Raw genomic sequence first — 21135 nt, 5'->3', positions numbered from 1 at the left:
AGCTGGAGGCTGGAAGTTTTGGCGTATACAGAATATTTTTCTGTCACCTCCATCAACTTCCATCTTCCATCCCCCATATTCCCACCCAAAAATCCTCTAATCAAACTCTAATGTTGGGCTAACCGAACTTTAATTCTATTCGAAATTGCCTTTAATATTGCCCCGATAACTTTGTGGTCTTAAATACAAAGACCTTGAAGAAGCATATATTAATTGTACTATACATTCATGTCTTCGGTTTTTTTTCGGCGCAGGTTTCGGATACGATTACCATAAGCAGAAAAGAAGCCGAAGCAGTTTTTCTTGCCAATAACTTAGATCTTATCGCTCAAAAGCTTGAGATTTCACAGGCAGAAGCTCGAACAATTCAGGCTAAATTCTGGCCCAATCCTACATTAAGCATCAGCGAAGTTAATTTGTGGAAAACCTATGATATTGAAGCGCAACCTGCGTTGATCGGAAATTGGGGAAAAAGTTCCCAAGTTGCTGTCGAGATCGAACAGGTAATTCAAACTGCCGGAAAGAGAAGAAAGAATATTGAACTTGCCAAAATTGATGTGGATGGTGAGCAATACGAACTTCAGGAAGTGTTGCGTGAGCTTAAAAAAACGTTGCGAAATACGGTAACGGAAATTCTTTATAATCAGGAGCAGCAAAAAATTTATCAAGGGCAAATTGCTTCGATTGAGAAACTCACGAAGTCTTACAATAATCAATTGAGTCTTGGGAATATCAGTAAAGCGGAATATGTAAGATTGAAAGCTCAGGAAATTGAGTTTAAAAAGAAACTCATCTCCCTTCATCAGGAAATTCAGGAGCAGCAGGTGGAATTGAAAGCTTTACTGATTCTTCCCGCCAAAAAATACATTGTGATCTCAGATCCTTTTACAATGCCGGAAAAAGATTTGTCGGAATTAGAAGTCGATCAATGGACGGAAAAAGCAAAAGAAAATCGACCTGATATTTTGATGGCAAAAAATCAGGAAAAGTACGCGCAGAAAAATCTTGAATTGCAAAATGCCATGAAAACGCCAGATGTTACCGTTTCGATGAATTACGACCGTGGCGGAAATATTATGAAAGATTTTGTGGGAGTGGGAGTAGCGGTTGATCTTCCGATTTTTGATCGAAATAAAGGAAATATTCAAGAAGCGAAACTTGAAATTGAAAAAACAAAGATCGAAACCCGAAAGAATGTGCTGAAATCTGAAAACGAAATTTCTTCTGTGTTTAAAAATTATATCAAAACAAAAGAGATTTCACATGATATCGATGATGCATACGAATCTACACTAGACGGACTTTTAATTAGTCATGAAAAAAACTTCCGACTCAGAAATATCAGCATGCTTGAATATATGGATTTCCTGGATACCTATATCGGCAATAAAATGATCATTCTGGATACGAAAAAAGAACTTAACCAATATTATGAAAACCTGCAGTATGTTGTGGGACAAGATTTATAAAATGAAAAAAAATATAGTATTATACCTTGCGGCAACGTCTTTTATGCTGGTAACATTCACTGGCTGTGCAGATAAAAAGCAGGTGGAGAAAACGGAAAACAAGACCTATTGTATCAGCCCGGATCTTAAAAAAGAAATAAAATTAGCAAAAGTTGAAATTCTGCCGATTCAGGAAAGTATTACGCTTACGGGAGAGGTAGAAAGCAATTCTGATAAAACGGTTCCCTACGTAAGCCTTGTGGATGGAGTAGTTACCGAAACCTATTTTGCACTTGGTGATTTTGTGAAAAAAGGTCAGGTTTTGGCGACAATAAAATCTTCTTCGTTAAACGAAATGCAGGACGATACCCAAACATTGCAAGCACAATTAGCAGTCGCGAAAAGAAAATTATCTTCGGTAGAAGCTATGTATAAAGATGATATTGCTTCTCAAAAAGATTTGCAGGAAGCAAAAGCCGATGTGCAGATTCTTCAGTCTAATATTTCTAAAACGAAAAAAAATCTGCAATTATATTCTGCGGGAGGGAATAATCTACAGATTAAATCTCCGGCAGACGGTTATGTGATCGAAAAAAATATTTCCAACGGAATGCCTGTAACGACTGGAGGTGAACAGTTGTTTAAAATTTCAAATCTCGATAAGGTTTGGGTAATGGCGAATGTGTATGCGACTAATATGCGAAACGTTTATGAAAACCAACCCGTAACCGTAAAAACGCTGGCATATCCCGATGAAGTTTTTTCCGGAAAAATAGATGTGATTTCTCAGGTTTTTAATGAAACTGAAAGAGTTTTAAAGGCAAAAATTGTAATGGATAATACCAATATGCACCTGAGACCCGGAATGTCTGCGGATATTGTATTGCCTGTAAATGCTCAGAATAAATCGGCGATGGCAATTCCTCAGAAAGCATTGATTTTTGATAATAATCAAAGTTATGTGGTGGTTTATAAAAAAGATTGCGAACTCGAGATCAGACCAGTGACGGAGATCGCTTCCAACAGCCAATATATTTATGTTGAAGGAAACCTGAAAGCAGGAGAAAATATCATTACTTCAAATGGTCTTCTGATTTATGAAAACCTGAAAAGCCAATCTAAATAAAGAGAATTATGAGAAAATTTGTTCAGAATATTGTTTCTTTCTCTTTAAAAAACTCCCTGATTGTTATTTTTGGGACACTTCTTTTATTGGCAGGAGGAATCTATTCTTATATTCATACGCCCATCGAGGCATTTCCGGATGTTACCAATACGAGGGTGAGAGTGATTACCCAATGGCCGGGGAGAAGTGCCGAAGAAATAGAAAAATTTGTTACGCTTCCGATCTCGAAAGAAATGAATACCATTCCGAATAAAACTTCGGTGCGGTCTATTTCCCTTTTCGGATTATCGGTGGTTACGGTTATTTTTGATGATCATGTGGATGATTTTTATGCTCAACAATATGCTTCCAACCGACTCGGAAATGTAGAATTGCCCAACGGCGCAGAATTCAGCATTGAACCTCCTTCAGGAGCTACCGGGGAGATCTATCGTTATGTTATTAAAAGTAAATTACCGATTAAAGAAGTCACTTCCATTCAGGATTGGGTGATCGAGCGGGAGCTTCTTGCTGTTCCCGGAGTGGCCGATGTGGTGAGTTTTGGAGGTGAAGAGAAAACGTATGAGATCAAAATTAATCCTACAGAACTTCAGAACTATGATCTTTCACCTCTGGATGTCTATGAAGCGGTTTCGAAAAGCAATATCAATGTAGGCGGAGATGTGGTTTCCAAAGGCGATCAGGCTTATGTTGTCCGTGGAATAGGTTTACTGGAAAGTAAAGAGGATATTGAAAATATTCAGATTGAAGTAAAAGGGTCTACGCCGATTTTGGTAAAGCATGTGGCTGAAGTTAAAGTTTCCGCAAAACCGAGACTCGGACAAGTAGGTTACAATAAGGAAAATGATCTGGTAGAAGGTATTGTCATCATGCTTCGTGGAGAAAACCCGAGTGATGTTATTGGCAGATTAAAAGACCGTATCTCAGAATTAAACGGAGGCGAGCTGCCGGGAGATGTGCAGATTGTTCCGATCATCGACAGAACAGAATTGGTAAACACAACCGTTCATACCGTTTCTAAAAACTTAGTTGAAGGGGTAATTCTGGTTTCCATCATCGTATTTATCTTTTTATACAACTGGAAAACGACTTTTATCGTCGCTTCAGTCATTCCTTTAGCATTCCTTTTTGCTATTATTATGCTTAAAATTCAGGGATTGCCCGCCAATCTTATTTCGATGGGAGCCTTGGATTTCGGGCTGTTGCTAGAAGGAACCCTCGTCATTGTGGAACACGTTTTTGTCGCCCTCGAGCAAAAATCGAAGGAAGTCGGGCTCAAGCGTTTCAATAAAATGTCAAAGCTTGGAATCATCAAGAAAAGTGCAGGCAGCGTGGCAAGCTATATTTTCTTTGCTTTGTTGATTTTGATTGTTGCGTTAATGCCCATTTTCTCATTCCAGAAAGTGGAAGGTAAAATGTTTTCACCATTGGCATTTACGTTAGGATATGCTTTGTTAGGCTCATTAATTCTAAGTTTAACCTATGTTCCGGCGATGTGTAAATTGTTATTAACTAAAAATATTGAAGAGAAAGAAAACTTTATTTCTCGATTTTTCAGAGTTAATATTTACAGAATTTACGAATTCAGCTATCGTCATAAAAAAGGATTTATGGTTGGCTTCTTAGCTTTATTAGCTCTTTGTGTATGGAAATTTTCAAATTACGGATCTGAGTTTTTACCTAAATTAAATGAGGGAGCCATCTACGTTCGAGCTACATTGCCAAATAGTGTGAATCTCGATGAATCCGTAAGATTGACCAAAGAAATGAAAGGGATTCTGATGAAATATGATGAAGTGAAATTCGTGATGACACAAACCGGTCGCCCCAATGACGGAACAGATCCTACCGGTTTTTTTAATATCGAATTTAATATTCAGCTGAAACCGGAAGACGAATGGAAGAAAAAAATATCAAAAGACGAACTTTTAGAACAGATGAGAGTTTCTCTGGAACGATATCCGGGAATTAACTTTGGATTTAGTCAGCCGATTCAGGATAATGTGGAAGAATATGTGGCGGGGGTAAAAGCCCCTTTGGTGATTAAAATTTTCGGAAATGATTTGTTTGAACTTGAAAAATATGCCAATCAGGTCGCGACTTCCATTAAAACAGTTCCGGGAATTTCGGATGTGAATGTTTTTAAAAATATTGGATTGCCAGAACTGAGAATTCAGCTTCATGATTCTAAAATGGCAAAATACGGAGTGTCGACAGCCGATGCACAGGCAGTTATTGAAATGACGATTGGCGGGCAGGCAGCGACAAAATTCTATGAAGAAGAAAGAATGTTTGATGTCATGTTGAGGTTTGAAAAAGATTATCGTGACACACCCGAAAAAATAGGAAATATTCTGATTCCGACTCAAGATAATAAAAAAGTGCCATTGAAAGAGATCGCAACGATTGATTATCATACAGGCCCTTCATTTATTTACCGAGAAGGAAACAGCCGATATATCGGGGTTGGTTTTAATATTGAAGGTCGAGATCTTGGAAGTACCATTGAAGATGCCAAAGCAAAAGTGGCTAAAGATGTAAATATTCCAAAAAAGCATAAAATGACTTGGGCTGGAGAATTTGAAAGTAAAGAAAGAGCCGGAAAACAGCTTGCAATGGTGGTTCCTATTTCTTTAGTGTTGATTTTGATGTTGCTGTATTTCAATTTCGGAAATATGAAAGATACTTTAATTTCTTCGATTACGCTTGCTTTTGCATTTATCGGAGGGTTTATGTCATTATGGTTCACAGGAACGATCTTTGGAATTTCGGCAGGAATCGGATTTATTATTCTCTTCGGAGTCGCAACGATCGACGGAATTGTCCTCATTGGCGTTATGAAAGAAAATCTTCAAAATAAAATACCTCTGAAGACTGCCATTGCGGATGGGGTAAAAAGCAGAATTCGTCCCGTTGTCATGATTGCTTTAATGGGATCGATGGGGTTGTTGCCGGCGGCCATGTCCAACGGAATGGGTTCTGAAATTCAAAAACCATTAGCTATCATGATCGTTGGCGGATTGATCATTTGTATGTTGCTTTCCTTTACGATTTTACCGGCTGTGTTTTACTATGCGTATCGTAAAAAGTATAAAGAAACGGCGTAATGTATTGCAAATAATATCTTACTATATTATTCTTTCAACGGGTTTTTACCTACAAAAGTGAGCCATTTGGCTCACTTTATTTTTTTTGAATTCAGAGTCTATTTGTATTTGATAGTAGAAATTTTTAGTTGGTTTTCTCTTCATTTTTCTTAATTAAAATAAACTTTGTTTATTCTTTTTTAACATTAAGAATTTAAGTTAATGAAGGGAAATTTAATTAAGAAATCAATGTATTGATTTTTATTAAGTTTTTTAAGCAAAGAATTTTAGCATCTTAATTTATTAATGTTTAGAAAATGTAAAATTTAAATATTCTCTTAAGGAATTAAAATAGGCTCTGGAAATGGTTCCAAAACAGGAGGTTGACAGAAACCTGTGTATATGATGCAGGTTCCGCCCATGCACATATAACCTGTCATCGATGACGATCCGTCGGGGCACATGATAAGAGCTTCTCCGTAACGGCTGCATTCTCTATCGGAATAACATTCTAAAGCAGGATATAAAGTTCCTCCGAATACGTTTTTAAGGTCTTTTCTTGAAAGATTTTTTAATTGACTGTTTTTCATGGTTTAGTTTTTTGATTTGTTGTAGATAAATATACAATTATTTATAATAATGAATTGAAATGTAACGTGGGATCAGTTACAAAACTTGGGGAGTAAGCAAAAATTTTGTATCCATAAAGTTTGTCATCCCCGTAGGGATCTAAGCAAAGTATTAGAAAACAAGACTCAAACAATTCTTTATTTTCTCTTTAACGCTATCGATCGCTAAAGCTTTGCATCTCATTTTAAATATTTTCGGTCGCAATGGCGTTCTACTCAGCAAATGATAGCAATATTTAATTGGCTTAACTATAAAAATTCAAAGCCTTAAACTTTGAACACAAAGCTCACAAAGTTTTCTGATTATGATATGTTTTAAGTTTCACAAAGCCGTTCCACTTATAAAAGACAATAAAAAGTTAATATATTTTCTCCCCAAGTTTTGAAATTGAGCCGTAATGTGCTAAAGGGTCAAAATAAAAAAAGACTGCCTTTGAAAGACAGTTTGTATATGTTGAGGTTTAGTAGATATTTTAATTAACGACTACGGGCTAGCCCTGGTTGAGCGGTATGTTTGAGCTCTTTTCGGGTTTCGGCTCGGCGGCGAAGCCGCCGAGCCGAATATAGAAAAAGCGAGTAGCGAAAGCAGGATTAAGCTCCTAATAAAATCAATTGTTTTCTGGACTTACTTTATTTAAAAACAAAAAAGTAGCAACTCCAGAAATCAACGATAATGTGCTTGCTAAAATAGCACTGCCGATAACGTATTGAAGAAGATTATTTTTTACCAATTCAAAATTAAGATCCTGACTTAAAATATTGCTGTCACCCGAAACGAATGGAGCACCTAAAAATAGCGAAGCCGCGATCACAAATGGGATAAATGGCGGTAAACTGACATTGGAAGCCACGAAAGCAAGAACTTTATTGAGCTTGAAAAGTACTGCCAGAGAAATCACCAGAAGGGTATGGAATCCCCAAAAGGGAGAAAGCCCTATGAAAACACCCAATGCAATGGAAAATGCTTTGGTACGATTGGTTCCGTTACTTTCCAAAACGTCTTCCTGAATGAATCTTTTAAAGCTTTTTTTTTTGAAATTATTCACGAAATTTCGCGGAATAATGTAAAGTAAAGTAATCGTCACCAAAATGGTATTCAAAATACTTATTCTTGTAAAATCTTTGAACGGTCTGAAATGAGAAACCCTTTCTGCAGGATCATATAGAACTTTTATGGGAACATTCTTTACGGGAATGTGTCGCCAAGCCGTTCTTACAATAATTTCAATCTCAAACTCGAATTTTGGTGTAAAATATTTTTTTGGAATTTTATGTAAGGGATATAAACGATAGCCGGATTGGGTGTCTTCTAATCTGATTCCGGTTTCAAACCAAAACCAGAAATTAGAGAAACGGTTTCCGAAGCTGCTTTTCTTGGGAATCCCGTCCTGAGCCATATTTCGATTTCCAATCAGCAAAACATCATCTTGTTCTTTAAGCAAAGCTTCTACGAAAACAGGAAGATCATCGGGATAATGTTGCCCGTCTGAATCAATGGTTATTGCGTAATTATACCCTAATTCTTTTGCCTTTCTGAAGCCTATTTTCAAGCCGTTACCTTTACCTTTGTTCTCGGGTAAATTAATTACATCAATTTGAGGATATTCGTTTAAAATTTCCTTTGTTGAATCGGTAGAGCCGTCATTTACCACAATAATATTTTCAGTGTAATTCAAAACACCGTTAATCACTCTTTTCAGAGTTTTTTCGTTATTGTAAGTAGGTATTAAAACGCAGATTTTCTTTTCTGAAATTGCGTTTTGTACTTCAGGCAGGGTCATTATTTTATTTTAAAGTGGCTTTTTCAGCGTCGGTCATTGTTTTGGACTGAGCGGCAAATCTTTTAATATAATTCTTCAAAGCAGTATTTTGCTTTGTGTAATTACTTAATAAAAATGCTTTATCATCTTTAAGGCTTCCTCTATATCCTACAATTTTCGGAATATTTTCCTGAACGCTCATTCGGATTACTCTTAATTCCGCGTTGTTTGGATTACTTTTTATAATCGCTTCAAGATTGGTTGCACCAGCTTTTACCAAGGCCTTTCTATTGGTTTTCGCAATTTTTGCTTCCATGATCTTTGCTGCGGCTTTATAACCTGTTGTTACAGCATCAGATCCAGATTGTTTTTCGGCAATAGTAATAAAAGCTTCTGTATTGGCTTCCGAAGAATTGGCTTTTGCATAGCTGTCTCTCAAAGATTCAAGACCGGATTGAAAAAATAGAATAATTGCAGTTAAGAATGAAAAGATAAGTTTCATGTTGTCAATTTTTTATAGTTTACTGACATTTTTAATGCAATAGTCTCGCCAAAAGAAGTTGTATTTTTTACTTTCACTTCTTCTTCGTTTTGCGTAATATCTAATTGTAATTTTAAATCAGGTGTTTCAAACGGATTAATGATCGCCATAAATTTCACATTTGTAGCGGTTTTTAAGAATAATTTTAGCTCTGTGAATTCTTCAGAAAGTTCTTTTACAATCTGCATCATACAAACTCCCGGCGTCACCGGATTTCCTGGAAAATGCCCTTTGAAAATTTCATGATTTTGATTTAACCTGATATTAGCCACAAAACTTCCGTTTTCTGCCTGCTCGTATGATTGTAAAGTGTAAAAATCTGTAAGAATTGTCTGCATTAAAATTATTTTTTCATGTTAAATGTATAATAAACTCCGGCTTGGAAAGTAACATTAGAATGGTTGTTATTAAAGTAATATACAGGGATAAAACCTTTTTTCACTCTTGCTTCTACGCCAAAGTTTTTAGTAATATCAAAACCTAGACCGGCTGTTAAACCAAGGTCTATTTCATTTTCAGCATCAAAATTTTTATTTTCAACTAAAAAATCCAATGTTGGTCCGAAATGAATATTGAATTTGTTGAAGTAAAATTTATTCACTAATTGTACTCCAACATACGTTGCTGTAAGGGTTTGCCCGTTCCAATTATTTATGTTGGTATCTAGTTTTGTTCCTTGTCTTGAATAATTAATCTCCGGCTGCAAAGCATAAAATTTAGCGAACCGAATATTACCAAACAATCCGATATAGAAGTCGGTTTTTGTCTTAAAATTCATGTTTACAGTGTTGGTATCATAATAATTATCACCCCAATAATAACTGTAACTTTCATCATTTGTAAAATGTGAAAAATTAGCGCCTGCTCTGATTCCCGGATTAAAGGTAACTTGTGCAAAAGATATGCTCGAAATCAATAATACAAGTAATAATGATAGTTTTTTCATGGTTTAGTTATTTAGTTTCGGTTATTTGAAATAGTTTTATATTAATATTGAAATCTTTATGTTGAAGATTCAAACTATCCGCGAAGATATGTTTTTTTGCATCAAAAGTAAAATCGATTTTTTCCTTATTATTTTTCGTATAAATGATTTGTCTCAGTAAACCATTTTCTTTGTTGAAGAATAAATAGTAAGATTTTTTATCAATTTTTGAAAGATAGATTTTAGAATTTCCATTTTGAAAACTTTCCGTTACAGAATATTTTTGTTTTAAAAGTTTTTGAAAATCGTTCTTTAGAAAATTAATGACAATTTTTTTATCCAAATCCGGAAGAACATAATTGAGTTTAAAATCATTCTCTGAAATTTCAAAATCAATTAATTTATTTCCAAAATCAGAAGTCATTGCAACACGGTGCATTGTTTCGTTGATTTTTTTGATAATTAAAATTCCGCTTACATGGTTTTTATAAATATCCATCTGGCATTTATAAACATAATCTTCATTGGAAGAAAAGTATAAATTTTCAACCGTTTTTTCAGGATTGGAAACAGATTTTACGTCCGTAAGTTTATACGTTTTACAGGAAACCAACAATAAGAAGATCAGACTATAAACTGAATTCTGAAGCAGCAATCGGCGCATTGATCTTTGTGTTTTTGAAAACAATATTTGTTGTATCTCCCGATGCTTCCGTCATATTTACCTGCGAAACTGTTGATTGACCTTTCGGAAAACTCAATTCAATTTGCTTAATATATTTCAGCAATTGAGCCGATTTCGGAGTAAATTTTGCAATGTTGAAATTCGCATTTTTCAGATAAGTCACCGAAAATTCAGGATCGTTGAACATTTGTCCGTTTGAACTTCCAACAATCAACTTATTGATTTTCTCAAAAGTTTTGCTCTTTGCATCAACCGAAGATTTTTTCCCCTGATCGTTGATGAAAATTTTATTATCCTTAAAAACAATGCTGTACTGATAAGGTTTTGTGTATTTCCAAGCCAACATATTTGGGGTTTTTAAAGACATCTTTCCGTAAGTTACGATACTTTTATCCAAAAAGTCCATCTTTTTGGTTTGAGTAAAATCAGCCTGTAAAGATTTTATTTCCTTTGTTTCCGATGAAACTTTTGTTACAAATGCTTTTGCTTCCGCTCCCGACATTGCCGTATTTTGTGCAAAAATGAGGCTGGAAACCAATAAATAGGCGAGGACAGCAATATTTTTAATCATTTTTCTGATTTTTTATTATTGAATCAACTGTAAAAGTTGAGTAATTTTTATCCTTCAAAAATACTAATAAATCTACCAAAACATGATACGTTTTTTCCGAAGTGTCGTGAAGTAAAACAATACTTCCTTTTTTTAATCCTTTTGTGATTTTTTTGTAAATTTTTTTCTCATCTTCTGTAATCGTATCTAGCGAACGAACATTCCAGCCGATACTTTTCTTGTGAGTTCTTTTAATTGCTTTTGCAATACTCGGATTTGTAACGCCAAAAGGAGGGCGATATAAATTAGTTTTTAGATTCCCGATTTTTAACATCACTTCATCACATTTTTGAATTTCGTCGACCATTTTTGATGTTGATAAAAATCCCGTATTATTTGAATGTGAAAGGGTATGATTTCCAATAGTATGACCTTCTGCAATAATTCTTTGGAAAGTTTCAGGATATTTTTCAATCTGTTTTCCGATGCAGAAGAAAGTCGCTTTTATGTTATTTTCTTTTAATATATCTAGAAACTTCGGCGTAAATTCGGTTGGACCATCATCAAAAGTCAAAGCAACTTCCTTGATTTTTGTTCTTTTGTGAGTAATACTGTTGACAAAATATCTAAATTCAATATCAAAAGAACCCCAAACGACAACCGCAGAAAATAGTAAGAAGCAAAACAAATACACCCAAAAACCTCCATGAAACGCATAAATAAAAACGTTGCAGAAAAGATAAAATAGAATAAACGGGTAATGTTTCATCTTTATTGAATTTTTGGTTTAAAACATTCAGTTTCTTAAAGGGCTAAACGGTTTGTTTGTCATTCCGTAGAAATCTCGGCTTTTATTTTAACATTGTTTAGATTCCACGCTTCACTTCGTTTCGCTCTGAATGACAAAGACTCTGTTTTTATCTTTGTTGAGTGAAACGCCTTTGCGAACGAAAAATGTTTTCAAACTTTTAAATAAAGCCTTTGCGCTCTTTACCTTAAAAATAACTCAACAAACTAAGCTCTCTCCAACAAAACCAAACTATGGTCGTTTCCACCTAAATGATTATAAAGAAGAATTTTTTTAATTTCTTCTTTTTTCAAATCATTAATCATCATCACTTCCGGAATCTCTTGATTTTTCAAAATATGACAAGCCATAAATGTCGAAAAACCACTTGCTGTATTGAATTCTCCACTCAAATGCTTATAATATAATAACAACGAATTTTCAAATAAATCCATTGTTTTAGTATAATAAATATCAGATTTTGCATCTCCGCTGAAGCCTAAAATCACAGCATCAATTTCATCATTTTTTAAATTATTTTTAGCTAAAAAATCGTCAATATATTGTTGAGTTTCGTTTAAATCTAATCTGCTGCTGATTTGAATATCTTTCAATTGAGCATAAGAATTTTCTGTTTTATCTTTTCCTAAAACAAAAAAACTTGCGCCTTCTCCCCAAATTACTCCATCTGTTGCCGAGTTTAAATAATCAACGGGAAGATTTTCTTCTTTTTTAATGGTTTTGTTTAATTTATACAATTCCATTGTTCTGTCGGTTTGTTCGTCTGTGGAACCTACTAAAACGTTTTCTGCTTCATCGTCATTAATCTGCAATTTTGCATCCAAAAATGAAAATTCCAAGGACGAAGAAGTGTTCACATAGGTGAAATTGTAGGCGTGACACTGCAAACCTAAAGCAATTTGCCCTGCAACTGTATTGTGTGTGGATTGAATAAAAAACGTCGGAGTCAAAAACTCTTCATTATTATCAATCACATTTTTTAAAAATTTTTCGGAATCTTGAGAACAGCCCATTCCTGTTCCGACGATAATCGCATCAGGATTTTCAATTCCTGCCTCTTGCAAAGCATATTTTGATGCTACAGAACTCATTTTTACAGTTTTAGACATTCTTCTGCTTGCTGCAGGCGGAATGAATTCTTTGTAATTGGGCTCGATTGCTTTTAAGACCTGAGTTGAATTTTCAGGTTTCAGATTTTGAAAAAAATTTTCATTTAACGTGTCCTGAACTGAGATACAGGCTGCACTGTTGATGTAAACTACACTCATGATTTTGAGAAAATTAAGGTTGAACAATTTCCTCCAAAACCAAATGAATTGGAAAGAACGTGGGTAATATTTTTCTCTTTCAGCTCAGTTACAGGAGTCAGATCAAATTCTTCCATTTTAGTTTTAAAATTCAGATTCGGGAAAATGATATTATTTTGAATTGCCAACAACGAATAAACCGCTTCAATTCCCGCTGCCGCCGCCAAAGTATGACCTGTAAATGCTTTCGTAGAACTAAATTCCGGAACTTGATTTTCTCCAAAAATTCTAATCATGGCAATTCCTTCTGATAAATCATTATTCGGAGTTGCCGTTCCGTGAACGTTGATATAATCGATGTTTTCTTTGTCTAAACCTGAAGCTTTCAAGGCTTTTTCCATCGCTAAATAAGCACCCTGTCCGTTTTCCGAAGAAGCAGTTTGGTGATGTGCATCGTTCGCATTTCCGTAGCCTGAAAGATAGCCGAGAACTTTTTTGTTTTCTTTTTTCACAACTTCATCAGATTCCAAAACGATGAAAGCGGCTGCTTCACCTAAATTCAGACCTTTTCTGGCGTTGTCGAAAGGTGTGTTGTAAGAATCGGTTAAAATCATCAGCGTACTGAAACCATTCAAAGTAAATTTTGAAAGAGAATCTGTTCCGCCAACAATCACTCGGTCTAAAACTCCGTTTTTAATCAATTTTGCACCCATCATAATTGCATTCGCGGCAGATGAACAAGCTGTACTGATGGTCGAAACCATGCCTTTTAAGCCCAAATAATCTGCAATCAACAATGATGAATTTCCCGCATCGTGTGAGTCGATATATTTTTGCTTTTCAGGGAAGTCTTCGTAGGTGTAGAAATATTTTTCGGTGATATCCATTCCGCCCACGCTTGTTGAGGAAATCAAACCTGTTTTATATTCATTAATGTCGGAAATTCCGGCACTTTCTACGGCTTCTTTTGCAGCAACCATTCCTAATAAAGAGGTTCTTGTGGCATTATTGTCTTCACTTAGCTGAAGTTTTTGTACCAGTTCTTCATTAGACAATTTTATCTCGCCCGTTTTGATATTTTCCGCATGACGAGTTTTAAACAATTGAATGTCTGAAATTCCGTGTTTTCCGGTTTTTAACGAACTCAAATTTTCCTCCACATTGTTTCCAATGGCGGAAATGATGCCCATTCCTGTTATCGCAATTTTTTGACCCATCTTTTTAATAATGTACCAATGTATTAATCTAACAGTTTACCAATATTGTTACACTGTTAGACTGATACATTGCTAGATTGAATTACTTCGTTCTGTTTTCCTCAATAAACTTCGCCATTGTTTCGATCGATGAAAAAATTTCCTTTCCTTTTTTGGGATCAGCTAATTTTATTCCGTATTCTTTATCAAGAAGAACGATCAATTCAAGAGCGTCGATAGAATCCAATCCAAGACCTCCGCCGAATAACGGATCTGTATCTTTAATTTCTTCTACTGCAACGTCTTCAAGATTAAGTACTTCGATGATTTTGTTTTTTAATTCTAATTTTAAGTCGCTCATAATTTTTTATTTATCAATGCTTTCGATGGATAACCGATACATTGTTTTATTTATTTTAATAGTTTAATTTTTACTTGTTTAGCAAATATACAAAAGCATTATAACTTTCCTGATAGAGTTCTACCCAGCCACACAATACTTTATCAGCCTTGCCTGATTGTAAAATATGTTCTGAATAATCGTTTAAAAAATTTTCATCAAATTCATCTAAAACAAAAAAAGCATTCTCTGTCTGCATTTTATGTTTGATACTGATTTCACCAACACAAATATTTGGTAAAGTGTACACAAAAACGGCAGGACTCGGAAAATAATTTTCTTGAGAATTAATGCTTTCCTGATATTTAAAATCGGTGTCTAAACTTGATGATTTATTGGCAAAAACCAATGCTGTTTTGCTGTGATCTTCGTCTTTTAAAATCATTTCAGAAGCAAGAAAAGCAAGTTTACTCAAGTTATCCATTTTATGAAATTTTGGATAATTTAATTCTAAACTTTTATATGCTTCTTTCGAAAAGTCTGAAAAATTTTCAGTTGACGTTTCAAAAATAACCTCATTATTGAGAACTATTTTTGAATTTTCTATGGTGCAAATGGCTGTTTTCTTCATTAATAAAGTTTAAGGCTTTTTCGTTGGATTTGGGTGAGTGTTGAAAACAGAAAACACCACAATTTCATTCTCAATAACTTCATAGATAATGACGTAAGGAAATTTTTGAATATATACCTCACGAAAATTATTGCTTTTTAAAGAATAATGGAGAGGATTTTTGGCAATTCTGTCAAAAAACTTGTGAATACATTTCAGAAATTTATTACCTAAACCTTTTCTTTTACTTTGGTAATATTCAATTGCTTCTGCTAAATCAATGTGAGCTCTTGACTTTAAAATTAATTTATAAGTCATAATCCTTCATTAATCTTTGCTTCACTTCCTCCCAAGTATACGAGGGCGTTTCGCCTTTTAAGTATTTTTCTCTTTCAAGTTCGAGTTTTTCATAATACCAATCAGGAACAGCAGGATAATTATCTTCTTGCTCCTCAACATCGATGATTCCGTTGATGATTCGCAAAATCCTTTCATCGGCAATATCAATGAACTCGTGAATTCTTTTTCTGATGTCTACAGTAGATTCCATTTCCTAAAACTTTAATTCTATAAAATTACAAAATTATTTTCAGCATTTTTCCAAAACAATGGCCGCATTACACCCTCCAAAACCTGAAGCTGTCTTCAAAATATATTTGATTTCCGCAGGTTGGTTTTCTTTAATAATATTCAAAGCTTGGGAAGTTCCTATTTCTTCGAAATTTTTAGATGGAATTAAGGTATTATTTAATGCAGATTCCATTGAAATAATACTTTCCAACAATCCTGATGCACCCAAACAATGTCCGTAATAGCCTTTCATGCTGTTTAGAGGAACATCTTGTAATTCCATTCTGTTGAAAGCGATGGCTTCCATTTCGTCGTTATATATTGTTGCCGTTCCGTGTGCAGAAATAAAATCAATTTTTTCTGTTGGAGTATTGGCTTCTTCTATTGCATTTTTGATGCTTGCAAACAATCCGTCACCTGTTCTTGAAGGTCCCGAAATATGGTTTGCATCATTAATTGCTGAATCTCCTAAAACTTTAAAACTAAATTTTTCGTTTTGGTTTAATTCAGAAGTTATATAAACCGCTGCCGTTGCTTCGCCGATGTTGATTCCGTCACGGTTTTTGTCATAAGGTTTGCAAATTTCTGTTCCAATCGCTTGAAAAGAATTGAAACCTGAAATTACAAACTCAGAAATTTCGTCTCCGGCAATGATAAAAGCATCTTTATATTTTCCTGCCTGAATCATATTTTTTGCCACGGCAATCGCCATCACTCCGGAAACACAGGCATTAGAAACCACAATAGGTTTCGTTTTAAACCCGAAAAAATCAGCAATTTTTTGAGCTAAATTCGAAAGAAATACACCTTCCAGTAAAGTATTTTGATTCTTTAATAAACTGATATTTCCTTTTGTTGTTGATAAAATAAATGCAGTTTCGTCTGAAATCTGATGTCTTTCAAATAAAGGTTTTAAACTCAGCAAAAACATTTTTTCCAACCTTGTGAATTCCGTACTGTCATTCTGAGCACCATCGAAGAATCTATTAAATTCTTCATTCAACTTTTCAGAATCAATCATTGAGGCATAAAAGGGCTCCTGATTTTCTATGATTTTATGTAAAGCTACGCCGGATTTTCCTTCCAGAAGTGCATTCCAGTTCGAAGAAACATCAAAACCTAAAGGTGTGACGCAGTTGTAATCTGTAATGTAAATTTCCTTCCTCATTATAATCCCATTTTATCTTTCCAAGCCTGAAAAAATTCAGGATTATATAAACATAAATTATTGTCGGAATCCAAGAAAACCTGAATCGTTTCTCCAGAACAGACTAATTTATTTTCTTCGTTAAAAAGCTCATATTTGTAAATTAATTTCGCTGAAGTTGAGTTAACGAAAGTGGTCACAATCTTGAATGTTTCGCCATATTTTAATGGTAGAAAATGTTCGCAGGTGCTTTTTACAATTGGTGTAACGTAACCCGCTTTCTGAATATCAAGATACGTTAAACCGTGCTGTCTTCCGAAAGCTTCTCTGCCGTCTTCGAAATACACGATGTAATGCCCATGCCAAACAATTCCCAACGGATCTGTTTCGTTGAACCTTACTCGAACGACTTCTGTACAAGTTAAATCTTTAGACTGCATTTTGTTTTCTTTCGTAAATTAATGATATTCCGACCATTGCAAGATAGAATAAAAATAAGAAAATCAATTCTTTTGCAATTCCGCCTATTCCGCTGTTTCTTAAAATGATGTCGTAATAAGCATTTAATCCCCAATTCATAGGAGAGAATTTGGCGATGGTCTGCATAAATTCAGGCATTAAAAATACCGGAACCCAAATTCCTCCGACAGCCGCCAAAACAACAACTGAAGTTGCTCCAAATGGGGCAGATTGTTCCTGAGTATCGGCAACTGTTCCCAATAAAACACCAAAACCAATCGCTGCCAAACCTGAAAATAAGGTCACAACGATAAGTTGGAACATTTTTCCGCTGACATCAAATTGCGGTAAATCCATGTATGGGAAAAGGTAAATTCCTACTGCAACCATCAATAAAAATTGAATAACACAGATGATAAGGTAAGTAAATGTTTTTCCTAAAATATGGATGAAATAAGGTGTCGGACTGATTCTCGCTCTAACGCTCGTTCCCTGACTTTTTTCTTTAACTAAATTAATAGACAAAGGCACAACAATAAAGAAAATAGCAAACAAAGCCCAAGCCGGAACGTTATGCTGAACGGAATTCGGAATAACTTCCATTGCTCCTTTTTTAGGCGTGATTTCTTTAAAGCTGATCAAATTTTTATTTTCTTCCAAATTTTCTGTCGTTCCAAGCTGATCTTGGAAAGCTTTGTAAATTTTTTTATTTTCGATCTCAAAAACCATTTTGTTCACGGCATTCATCACATTGTTTTTGAAGCCGATATTGGTTGCCGGATCAAAATACAGATGAATATCTTTCGCTTTTGAAACCGTTTTCTTTACGGAGGAAGAATCTGTTTCCAAACCAAATGAACTCACGATGGTCTGAACCTTAGAATCAATATTTGAATTGACATCTTTCGTTAAATTTTCGGGAATGACAATAGCCATTTGGTAATCTCCGCCAAAAACAGCATCTTGTGCAGACTTTTCGGTGAAATTGGTTAAAAGTTCAAAGCTTTTACTGCGCTTGAGTTCCTGTTTTATATTTTTTGAAACCTCAGATTTATCATTATCAATAAAAATGATTGGAATTTTTGAGCCTTCCAGATTTTTAAAAGTGGAATCCTGAATTAAAGTGATCGTGATAATCAACAATAATGGCATCACGAAAATAATGACAATCCCTCCGATATCTCTTTTCAGTAAAAGGACTTCTTTAACGAAACTTCTCCACAATTTATACAACAACATCTCTTAATTCTTTTCCTGTTAATGAAATGAAAACATCTTCTAAATTTTCGGCACTTGCCACTTTGCTCACCAATTCTTCAGGGGTTCCAACTGCGTGGATTTTTCCATGGTCGATGATGGCAATTTTTGTACAAAATTCTTCCGCTTCCGAAAGGTGGTGCGATGTGTAAATGATACAAGTTCCTTTTTTATTCAGATCCAAAAGATGATCGATGATTGCTTTTTTAGACTGAACATCAACACCAACGGTTGGTTCGTCCAAGAATAAAACCTTCGGATTGTGAAGAGTTCCAGCAATCAGATTGCAACGGCGCTTCATTCCTCCAGAAAATTGTTCTACTTTTTTATCTGCAAATTTTGATAAACCCATGATTTCCAAAGATTCATCGATAGCATTTCTTAATTTTTTATGGCTTAAACCGTATAGACTTCCGAAATACATCAAGTTTTCTTTAGCCGTCAAAGTTGGGTATAAAGCATATTCCTGCGGAACAATTCCGATGATTTGTCTTAATTTAAAACCATCTTTTTGAGGCGATAATCCATTGATTTTAAAGCTTCCTGATGTAGGTTTTATTAAACCCGAAAGCATGGAAATCAATGTGGTTTTTCCTGCTCCGTTTGGACCAAGAATTCCGTAGATTTCATTTTTTTCAATATTCAACGAGATATCATTTACAGAAAATTCTTCTGCATTTTTATATTTTTTATATAAATTTTTAATCTCAATAAAGTTCTCCATTTAGATCGCTTTTCTAAGTTTTTTATAGAAGGCTTCTTCCAGATCTGCAATGTGAAGCATGGTTTTAGAAAGTTGATTATAAATATCGCTTTTTGAATTTCTGTTTTTGTAAACTCTTGCAATATCTACCGCGAAATCTCTCCAAAGGTCACCAATTGTTGTAATTTCTTTCGATAATTCCTTTAATTGATCGTTCTTAAGAATAACTGCTGCTTCTTGCAAAAATGCACCATAAATAAATCTGAAGCCACCACCACCAGTACCAATTTCTTCCTGCATTCTGATCAACTGCCCAAGATAGTGATTCGTTACTTTTGTTCCTTTTTTTTCAGCCCATTTCGGTATGCTTTTCGCGACCCAACGCATGGCTTTTATTCCAATGATCGGAACGGGAGCCAGCATATTTTTGCAGGTATCTTTAATTCCTTTTTTGATGGCTTCTTCCAGATTTACCTGTTCGGGGATGTAAGTAGGATAGTACATATGACCTTTCGGCGGAAGAGCGCCTTTTGCATATCTTACTTTTTCCAGTTCGGCTTCGGAAAGGGTAGTAACGTAATCCATCACCGGATCGCTGATTAAAAATCTGCCGTTTTCTTTTCCATAAACCACCAAATTGTGGGCATTGAAATGGAATTTATATTCTTCAGGAAAATAGGTAAGGTTGAAAACCCCCACCTGTAATCCTGTAGGTATATTTTGATTCAAATTTCTTTCCAATGCTTTTTGTGCATCGGCAGGATTTGAAAATTTTTCTCTTTTAATTTTAATTCCCAGTCTTTTTGCCGCCTTGCTGAAAATAGCACCCGGCATCGGACGATAACTAAATCCGGGAGCGAAATTTACTTTCAAAAAAGGTAAATACACAAAGAACAATCCGGAACCGATTCCGAAAATCATGGGTTCGCTGAGTTTTAACCCTTTGTTTAATAATAAATTAGAGGCAACACCGTTTTCGCAATGCGCGGTTTGATGGTGTTCAAAATTAAGTTTCATTTAATTTTTATCTTTTTATCGCTGGAAAATAATAGTTAAAATAGATTCTTCCTTTGTCAGAATGACAATTGGAGCGTTTTTCTATATTGAATTTATTTCAATTAATTATTTACCATTAAAGTTTTTTAATTCATCCACTGAAATACCGAAAGTATCGGCATATTTTTTCAGGACGGATTCGCTTAGTGTTTTAAAAATTTTCGGTTTTGTATGCCTTTTCACGCGCCACTGCCATATTCCGACGTAGGCTGCAAGAACCTGTAGATCCATTTTATTCAGTTCCATGAAATAAATAATCGGACTTACTTTATTATTGGCAACATCTTGTTTTGCTTCTTCAATTCTTTCGTTAATTAATGCTAAAGATTCATCCAAAGCTGCTTTTTTAGCATCCCAACCGATACTGTTTGCTGTTGTATAGTTATTGTTTTCATCCGTAACATATAAAACTTCAGTCATGTTCGCTGATTTCAAATTGCTCTCGTCTTGAGGAAGATCCTGCTTTTTCATCGGTTATTGTTTTACTTCTTGAATAAACAAATTAATTTCTCCTTTTATCAGTAATTTATCATCAACAAAAGTCTCACAAGAAATCTGACAGATATTTTCAAACTGAGAAATCAATGATGCTTTTGAAATGATTGTATCACCAACTTTCGGCAATGCAAAAACTTCAATTTTCTTGATATTGGTAATGAAACCAATAACTTTCGTATCTGTTGCTGGATTTTCGAAGAAACTTTGTCCGAGAATTGATGAACAGGTTTGAGCAAGGTTTTCAATTAAACCAGCTTCAACGAATTCATTATTATTAACGAAAATATTGTCTTCTTTTATTTCAAAGGAAGTAATCACTTTTTCTTTGGTCAATTCCAGGATATAATCTGCCATTAACATCGGTTCGCGATGCGGCAAAAAGTTGTGGATATTGATGATATTTTCTTCCTTGATTTCCATTCAATTATATATTATTTTGAATTAAATTTTAACGCAAAGTTCGCAAAGTTTTTTTGACGGCTAAGCGTTTTTAA

24 protein-coding genes are annotated in these 21135 nt (G+C 34.7%); 3 read left to right on the top strand and 21 right to left on the bottom strand.

What is annotated here, in order from left to right:
* Positions 1 to 194: 194 nt before the first annotated feature.
* The 3 genes from ABEG63_RS03085 to ABEG63_RS03075 are packed head-to-tail and all read left to right on the top strand — an operon-like array spanning position 195 to position 5681.
* On the top strand, positions 195 to 1469 hold the full coding sequence (locus ABEG63_RS03085; protein WP_346582903.1) for a TolC family protein: 1275 nt from the start codon (positions 195 to 197) through the stop codon (positions 1467 to 1469).
* Between the two features lies 1 nt (position 1470).
* On the top strand, positions 1471 to 2574 hold the full coding sequence (locus ABEG63_RS03080; protein WP_346582902.1) for an efflux RND transporter periplasmic adaptor subunit: 1104 nt from the start codon (positions 1471 to 1473) through the stop codon (positions 2572 to 2574).
* A gap of 8 nt (positions 2575 to 2582) precedes the next feature.
* Positions 2583 to 5681: a CusA/CzcA family heavy metal efflux RND transporter gene (locus tag ABEG63_RS03075; protein WP_346582901.1), complete on the top strand. Its 3099-nt coding sequence runs from the start codon at positions 2583 to 2585 to the stop codon at positions 5679 to 5681.
* 317 nt (positions 5682 to 5998) lie between these two features.
* Here ABEG63_RS03075 and ABEG63_RS03070 read toward each other — a convergent pair whose 3' ends face one another.
* From ABEG63_RS03070 to ABEG63_RS02970, 21 genes are all read right to left on the bottom strand, one after another.
* Positions 5999 to 6250, bottom strand: coding sequence for a hypothetical protein (locus ABEG63_RS03070; protein ID WP_346582900.1), 252 nt, complete (start codon positions 6248 to 6250; stop codon positions 5999 to 6001).
* 647 nt (positions 6251 to 6897) lie between these two features.
* Positions 6898 to 8070 carry a DUF2062 domain-containing protein gene (locus tag ABEG63_RS03065; protein ID WP_346582898.1) on the bottom strand — a complete coding sequence of 391 codons (1173 nt, stop codon included), beginning with the start codon at positions 8068 to 8070 and terminating at the stop codon, positions 6898 to 6900.
* 4 nt (positions 8071 to 8074) lie between these two features.
* On the bottom strand, positions 8075 to 8551 hold the full coding sequence (locus ABEG63_RS03060) for a hypothetical protein (protein ID WP_312399592.1): 477 nt from the start codon (positions 8549 to 8551) through the stop codon (positions 8075 to 8077).
* Positions 8548 to 8928: a 3-hydroxyacyl-ACP dehydratase gene (locus tag ABEG63_RS03055; RefSeq protein ID WP_346582896.1), complete on the bottom strand. Its 381-nt coding sequence runs from the start codon at positions 8926 to 8928 to the stop codon at positions 8548 to 8550. The genes ABEG63_RS03060 and ABEG63_RS03055 overlap by 4 nt, the downstream gene beginning before the upstream one ends.
* A gap of 5 nt (positions 8929 to 8933) precedes the next feature.
* A complete protein-coding gene (locus ABEG63_RS03050) occupies positions 8934 to 9536 on the bottom strand; it encodes a porin family protein (protein ID WP_267404494.1) in 603 nt (200 codons plus the stop codon).
* A gap of 7 nt (positions 9537 to 9543) precedes the next feature.
* Complete coding sequence (locus ABEG63_RS03045; RefSeq protein ID WP_346582894.1) at positions 9544 to 10179, bottom strand: hypothetical protein; 636 nt, start codon at positions 10177 to 10179, stop codon at positions 9544 to 9546.
* Positions 10145 to 10771 carry an outer membrane lipoprotein carrier protein LolA gene (locus ABEG63_RS03040; RefSeq protein ID WP_346582893.1) on the bottom strand — a complete coding sequence of 209 codons (627 nt, stop codon included), beginning with the start codon at positions 10769 to 10771 and terminating at the stop codon, positions 10145 to 10147. The genes ABEG63_RS03045 and ABEG63_RS03040 overlap by 35 nt, the downstream gene beginning before the upstream one ends.
* A complete protein-coding gene (locus tag ABEG63_RS03035; protein WP_346582891.1) occupies positions 10764 to 11519 on the bottom strand; it encodes a polysaccharide deacetylase family protein in 756 nt (251 codons plus the stop codon). Before ABEG63_RS03035 ends, ABEG63_RS03040 begins: the two co-directional genes overlap by 8 nt.
* A gap of 245 nt (positions 11520 to 11764) precedes the next feature.
* On the bottom strand, positions 11765 to 12826 hold the full coding sequence (locus ABEG63_RS03030; RefSeq protein WP_346582889.1) for a beta-ketoacyl synthase N-terminal-like domain-containing protein: 1062 nt from the start codon (positions 12824 to 12826) through the stop codon (positions 11765 to 11767).
* Positions 12823 to 14022 carry a beta-ketoacyl-[acyl-carrier-protein] synthase family protein gene (locus tag ABEG63_RS03025; RefSeq protein WP_346582887.1) on the bottom strand — a complete coding sequence of 400 codons (1200 nt, stop codon included), beginning with the start codon at positions 14020 to 14022 and terminating at the stop codon, positions 12823 to 12825. The genes ABEG63_RS03030 and ABEG63_RS03025 overlap by 4 nt, the downstream gene beginning before the upstream one ends.
* Before the next feature lie 82 nt (positions 14023 to 14104).
* Positions 14105 to 14362 (bottom strand): phosphopantetheine-binding protein, encoded by a 258-nt coding sequence (locus ABEG63_RS03020; RefSeq protein WP_346582885.1) that lies wholly within the window; start codon positions 14360 to 14362, stop codon positions 14105 to 14107.
* 70 nt (positions 14363 to 14432) lie between these two features.
* Positions 14433 to 14972, bottom strand: a complete 540-nt coding sequence (locus ABEG63_RS03015; RefSeq protein WP_346582884.1) for a 3-oxoacyl-ACP synthase — start codon at positions 14970 to 14972, stop codon at positions 14433 to 14435.
* A 9-nt stretch (positions 14973 to 14981) separates the two neighbouring features.
* Positions 14982 to 15269: a type II toxin-antitoxin system RelE/ParE family toxin gene (locus ABEG63_RS03010; protein WP_346582882.1), complete on the bottom strand. Its 288-nt coding sequence runs from the start codon at positions 15267 to 15269 to the stop codon at positions 14982 to 14984.
* Entirely contained in the window at positions 15259 to 15501 is a 243-nt protein-coding gene (locus ABEG63_RS03005; protein WP_346582880.1) for an addiction module family protein, read from the bottom strand. The genes ABEG63_RS03010 and ABEG63_RS03005 overlap by 11 nt, the downstream gene beginning before the upstream one ends.
* Before the next feature lie 39 nt (positions 15502 to 15540).
* Positions 15541 to 16689, bottom strand: a complete 1149-nt coding sequence (locus ABEG63_RS03000) for a beta-ketoacyl synthase N-terminal-like domain-containing protein (RefSeq protein WP_346582878.1) — start codon at positions 16687 to 16689, stop codon at positions 15541 to 15543.
* Positions 16689 to 17108, bottom strand: coding sequence for an acyl-CoA thioesterase (locus ABEG63_RS02995; RefSeq protein WP_267404450.1), 420 nt, complete (start codon positions 17106 to 17108; stop codon positions 16689 to 16691). The genes ABEG63_RS03000 and ABEG63_RS02995 overlap by 1 nt, the downstream gene beginning before the upstream one ends.
* A complete protein-coding gene (locus ABEG63_RS02990) occupies positions 17098 to 18366 on the bottom strand; it encodes an ABC transporter permease (protein ID WP_346582874.1) in 1269 nt (422 codons plus the stop codon). The genes ABEG63_RS02995 and ABEG63_RS02990 overlap by 11 nt, the downstream gene beginning before the upstream one ends.
* Positions 18353 to 19108, bottom strand: a complete 756-nt coding sequence (locus ABEG63_RS02985; protein WP_346582872.1) for an ABC transporter ATP-binding protein — start codon at positions 19106 to 19108, stop codon at positions 18353 to 18355. Before ABEG63_RS02985 ends, ABEG63_RS02990 begins: the two co-directional genes overlap by 14 nt.
* Positions 19109 to 20104 carry a BtrH N-terminal domain-containing protein gene (locus ABEG63_RS02980; RefSeq protein ID WP_346582871.1) on the bottom strand — a complete coding sequence of 332 codons (996 nt, stop codon included), beginning with the start codon at positions 20102 to 20104 and terminating at the stop codon, positions 19109 to 19111.
* Positions 20105 to 20209: 105 nt separating this feature from the next.
* Positions 20210 to 20614, bottom strand: a complete 405-nt coding sequence (locus tag ABEG63_RS02975; RefSeq protein ID WP_267404439.1) for a hypothetical protein — start codon at positions 20612 to 20614, stop codon at positions 20210 to 20212.
* 3 nt (positions 20615 to 20617) lie between these two features.
* Positions 20618 to 21061: an ABC transporter permease gene (locus ABEG63_RS02970; protein WP_346582869.1), complete on the bottom strand. Its 444-nt coding sequence runs from the start codon at positions 21059 to 21061 to the stop codon at positions 20618 to 20620.
* Positions 21062 to 21135 lie beyond the last annotated feature (74 nt).

It is taken from the genome of Chryseobacterium sp. C39-AII1, assembly GCF_039672645.1.
In the GTDB taxonomy this organism is placed as follows: domain Bacteria; phylum Bacteroidota; class Bacteroidia; order Flavobacteriales; family Weeksellaceae; genus Chryseobacterium.
This window is presented reverse-complemented; position numbering and strand designations above follow the sequence as displayed.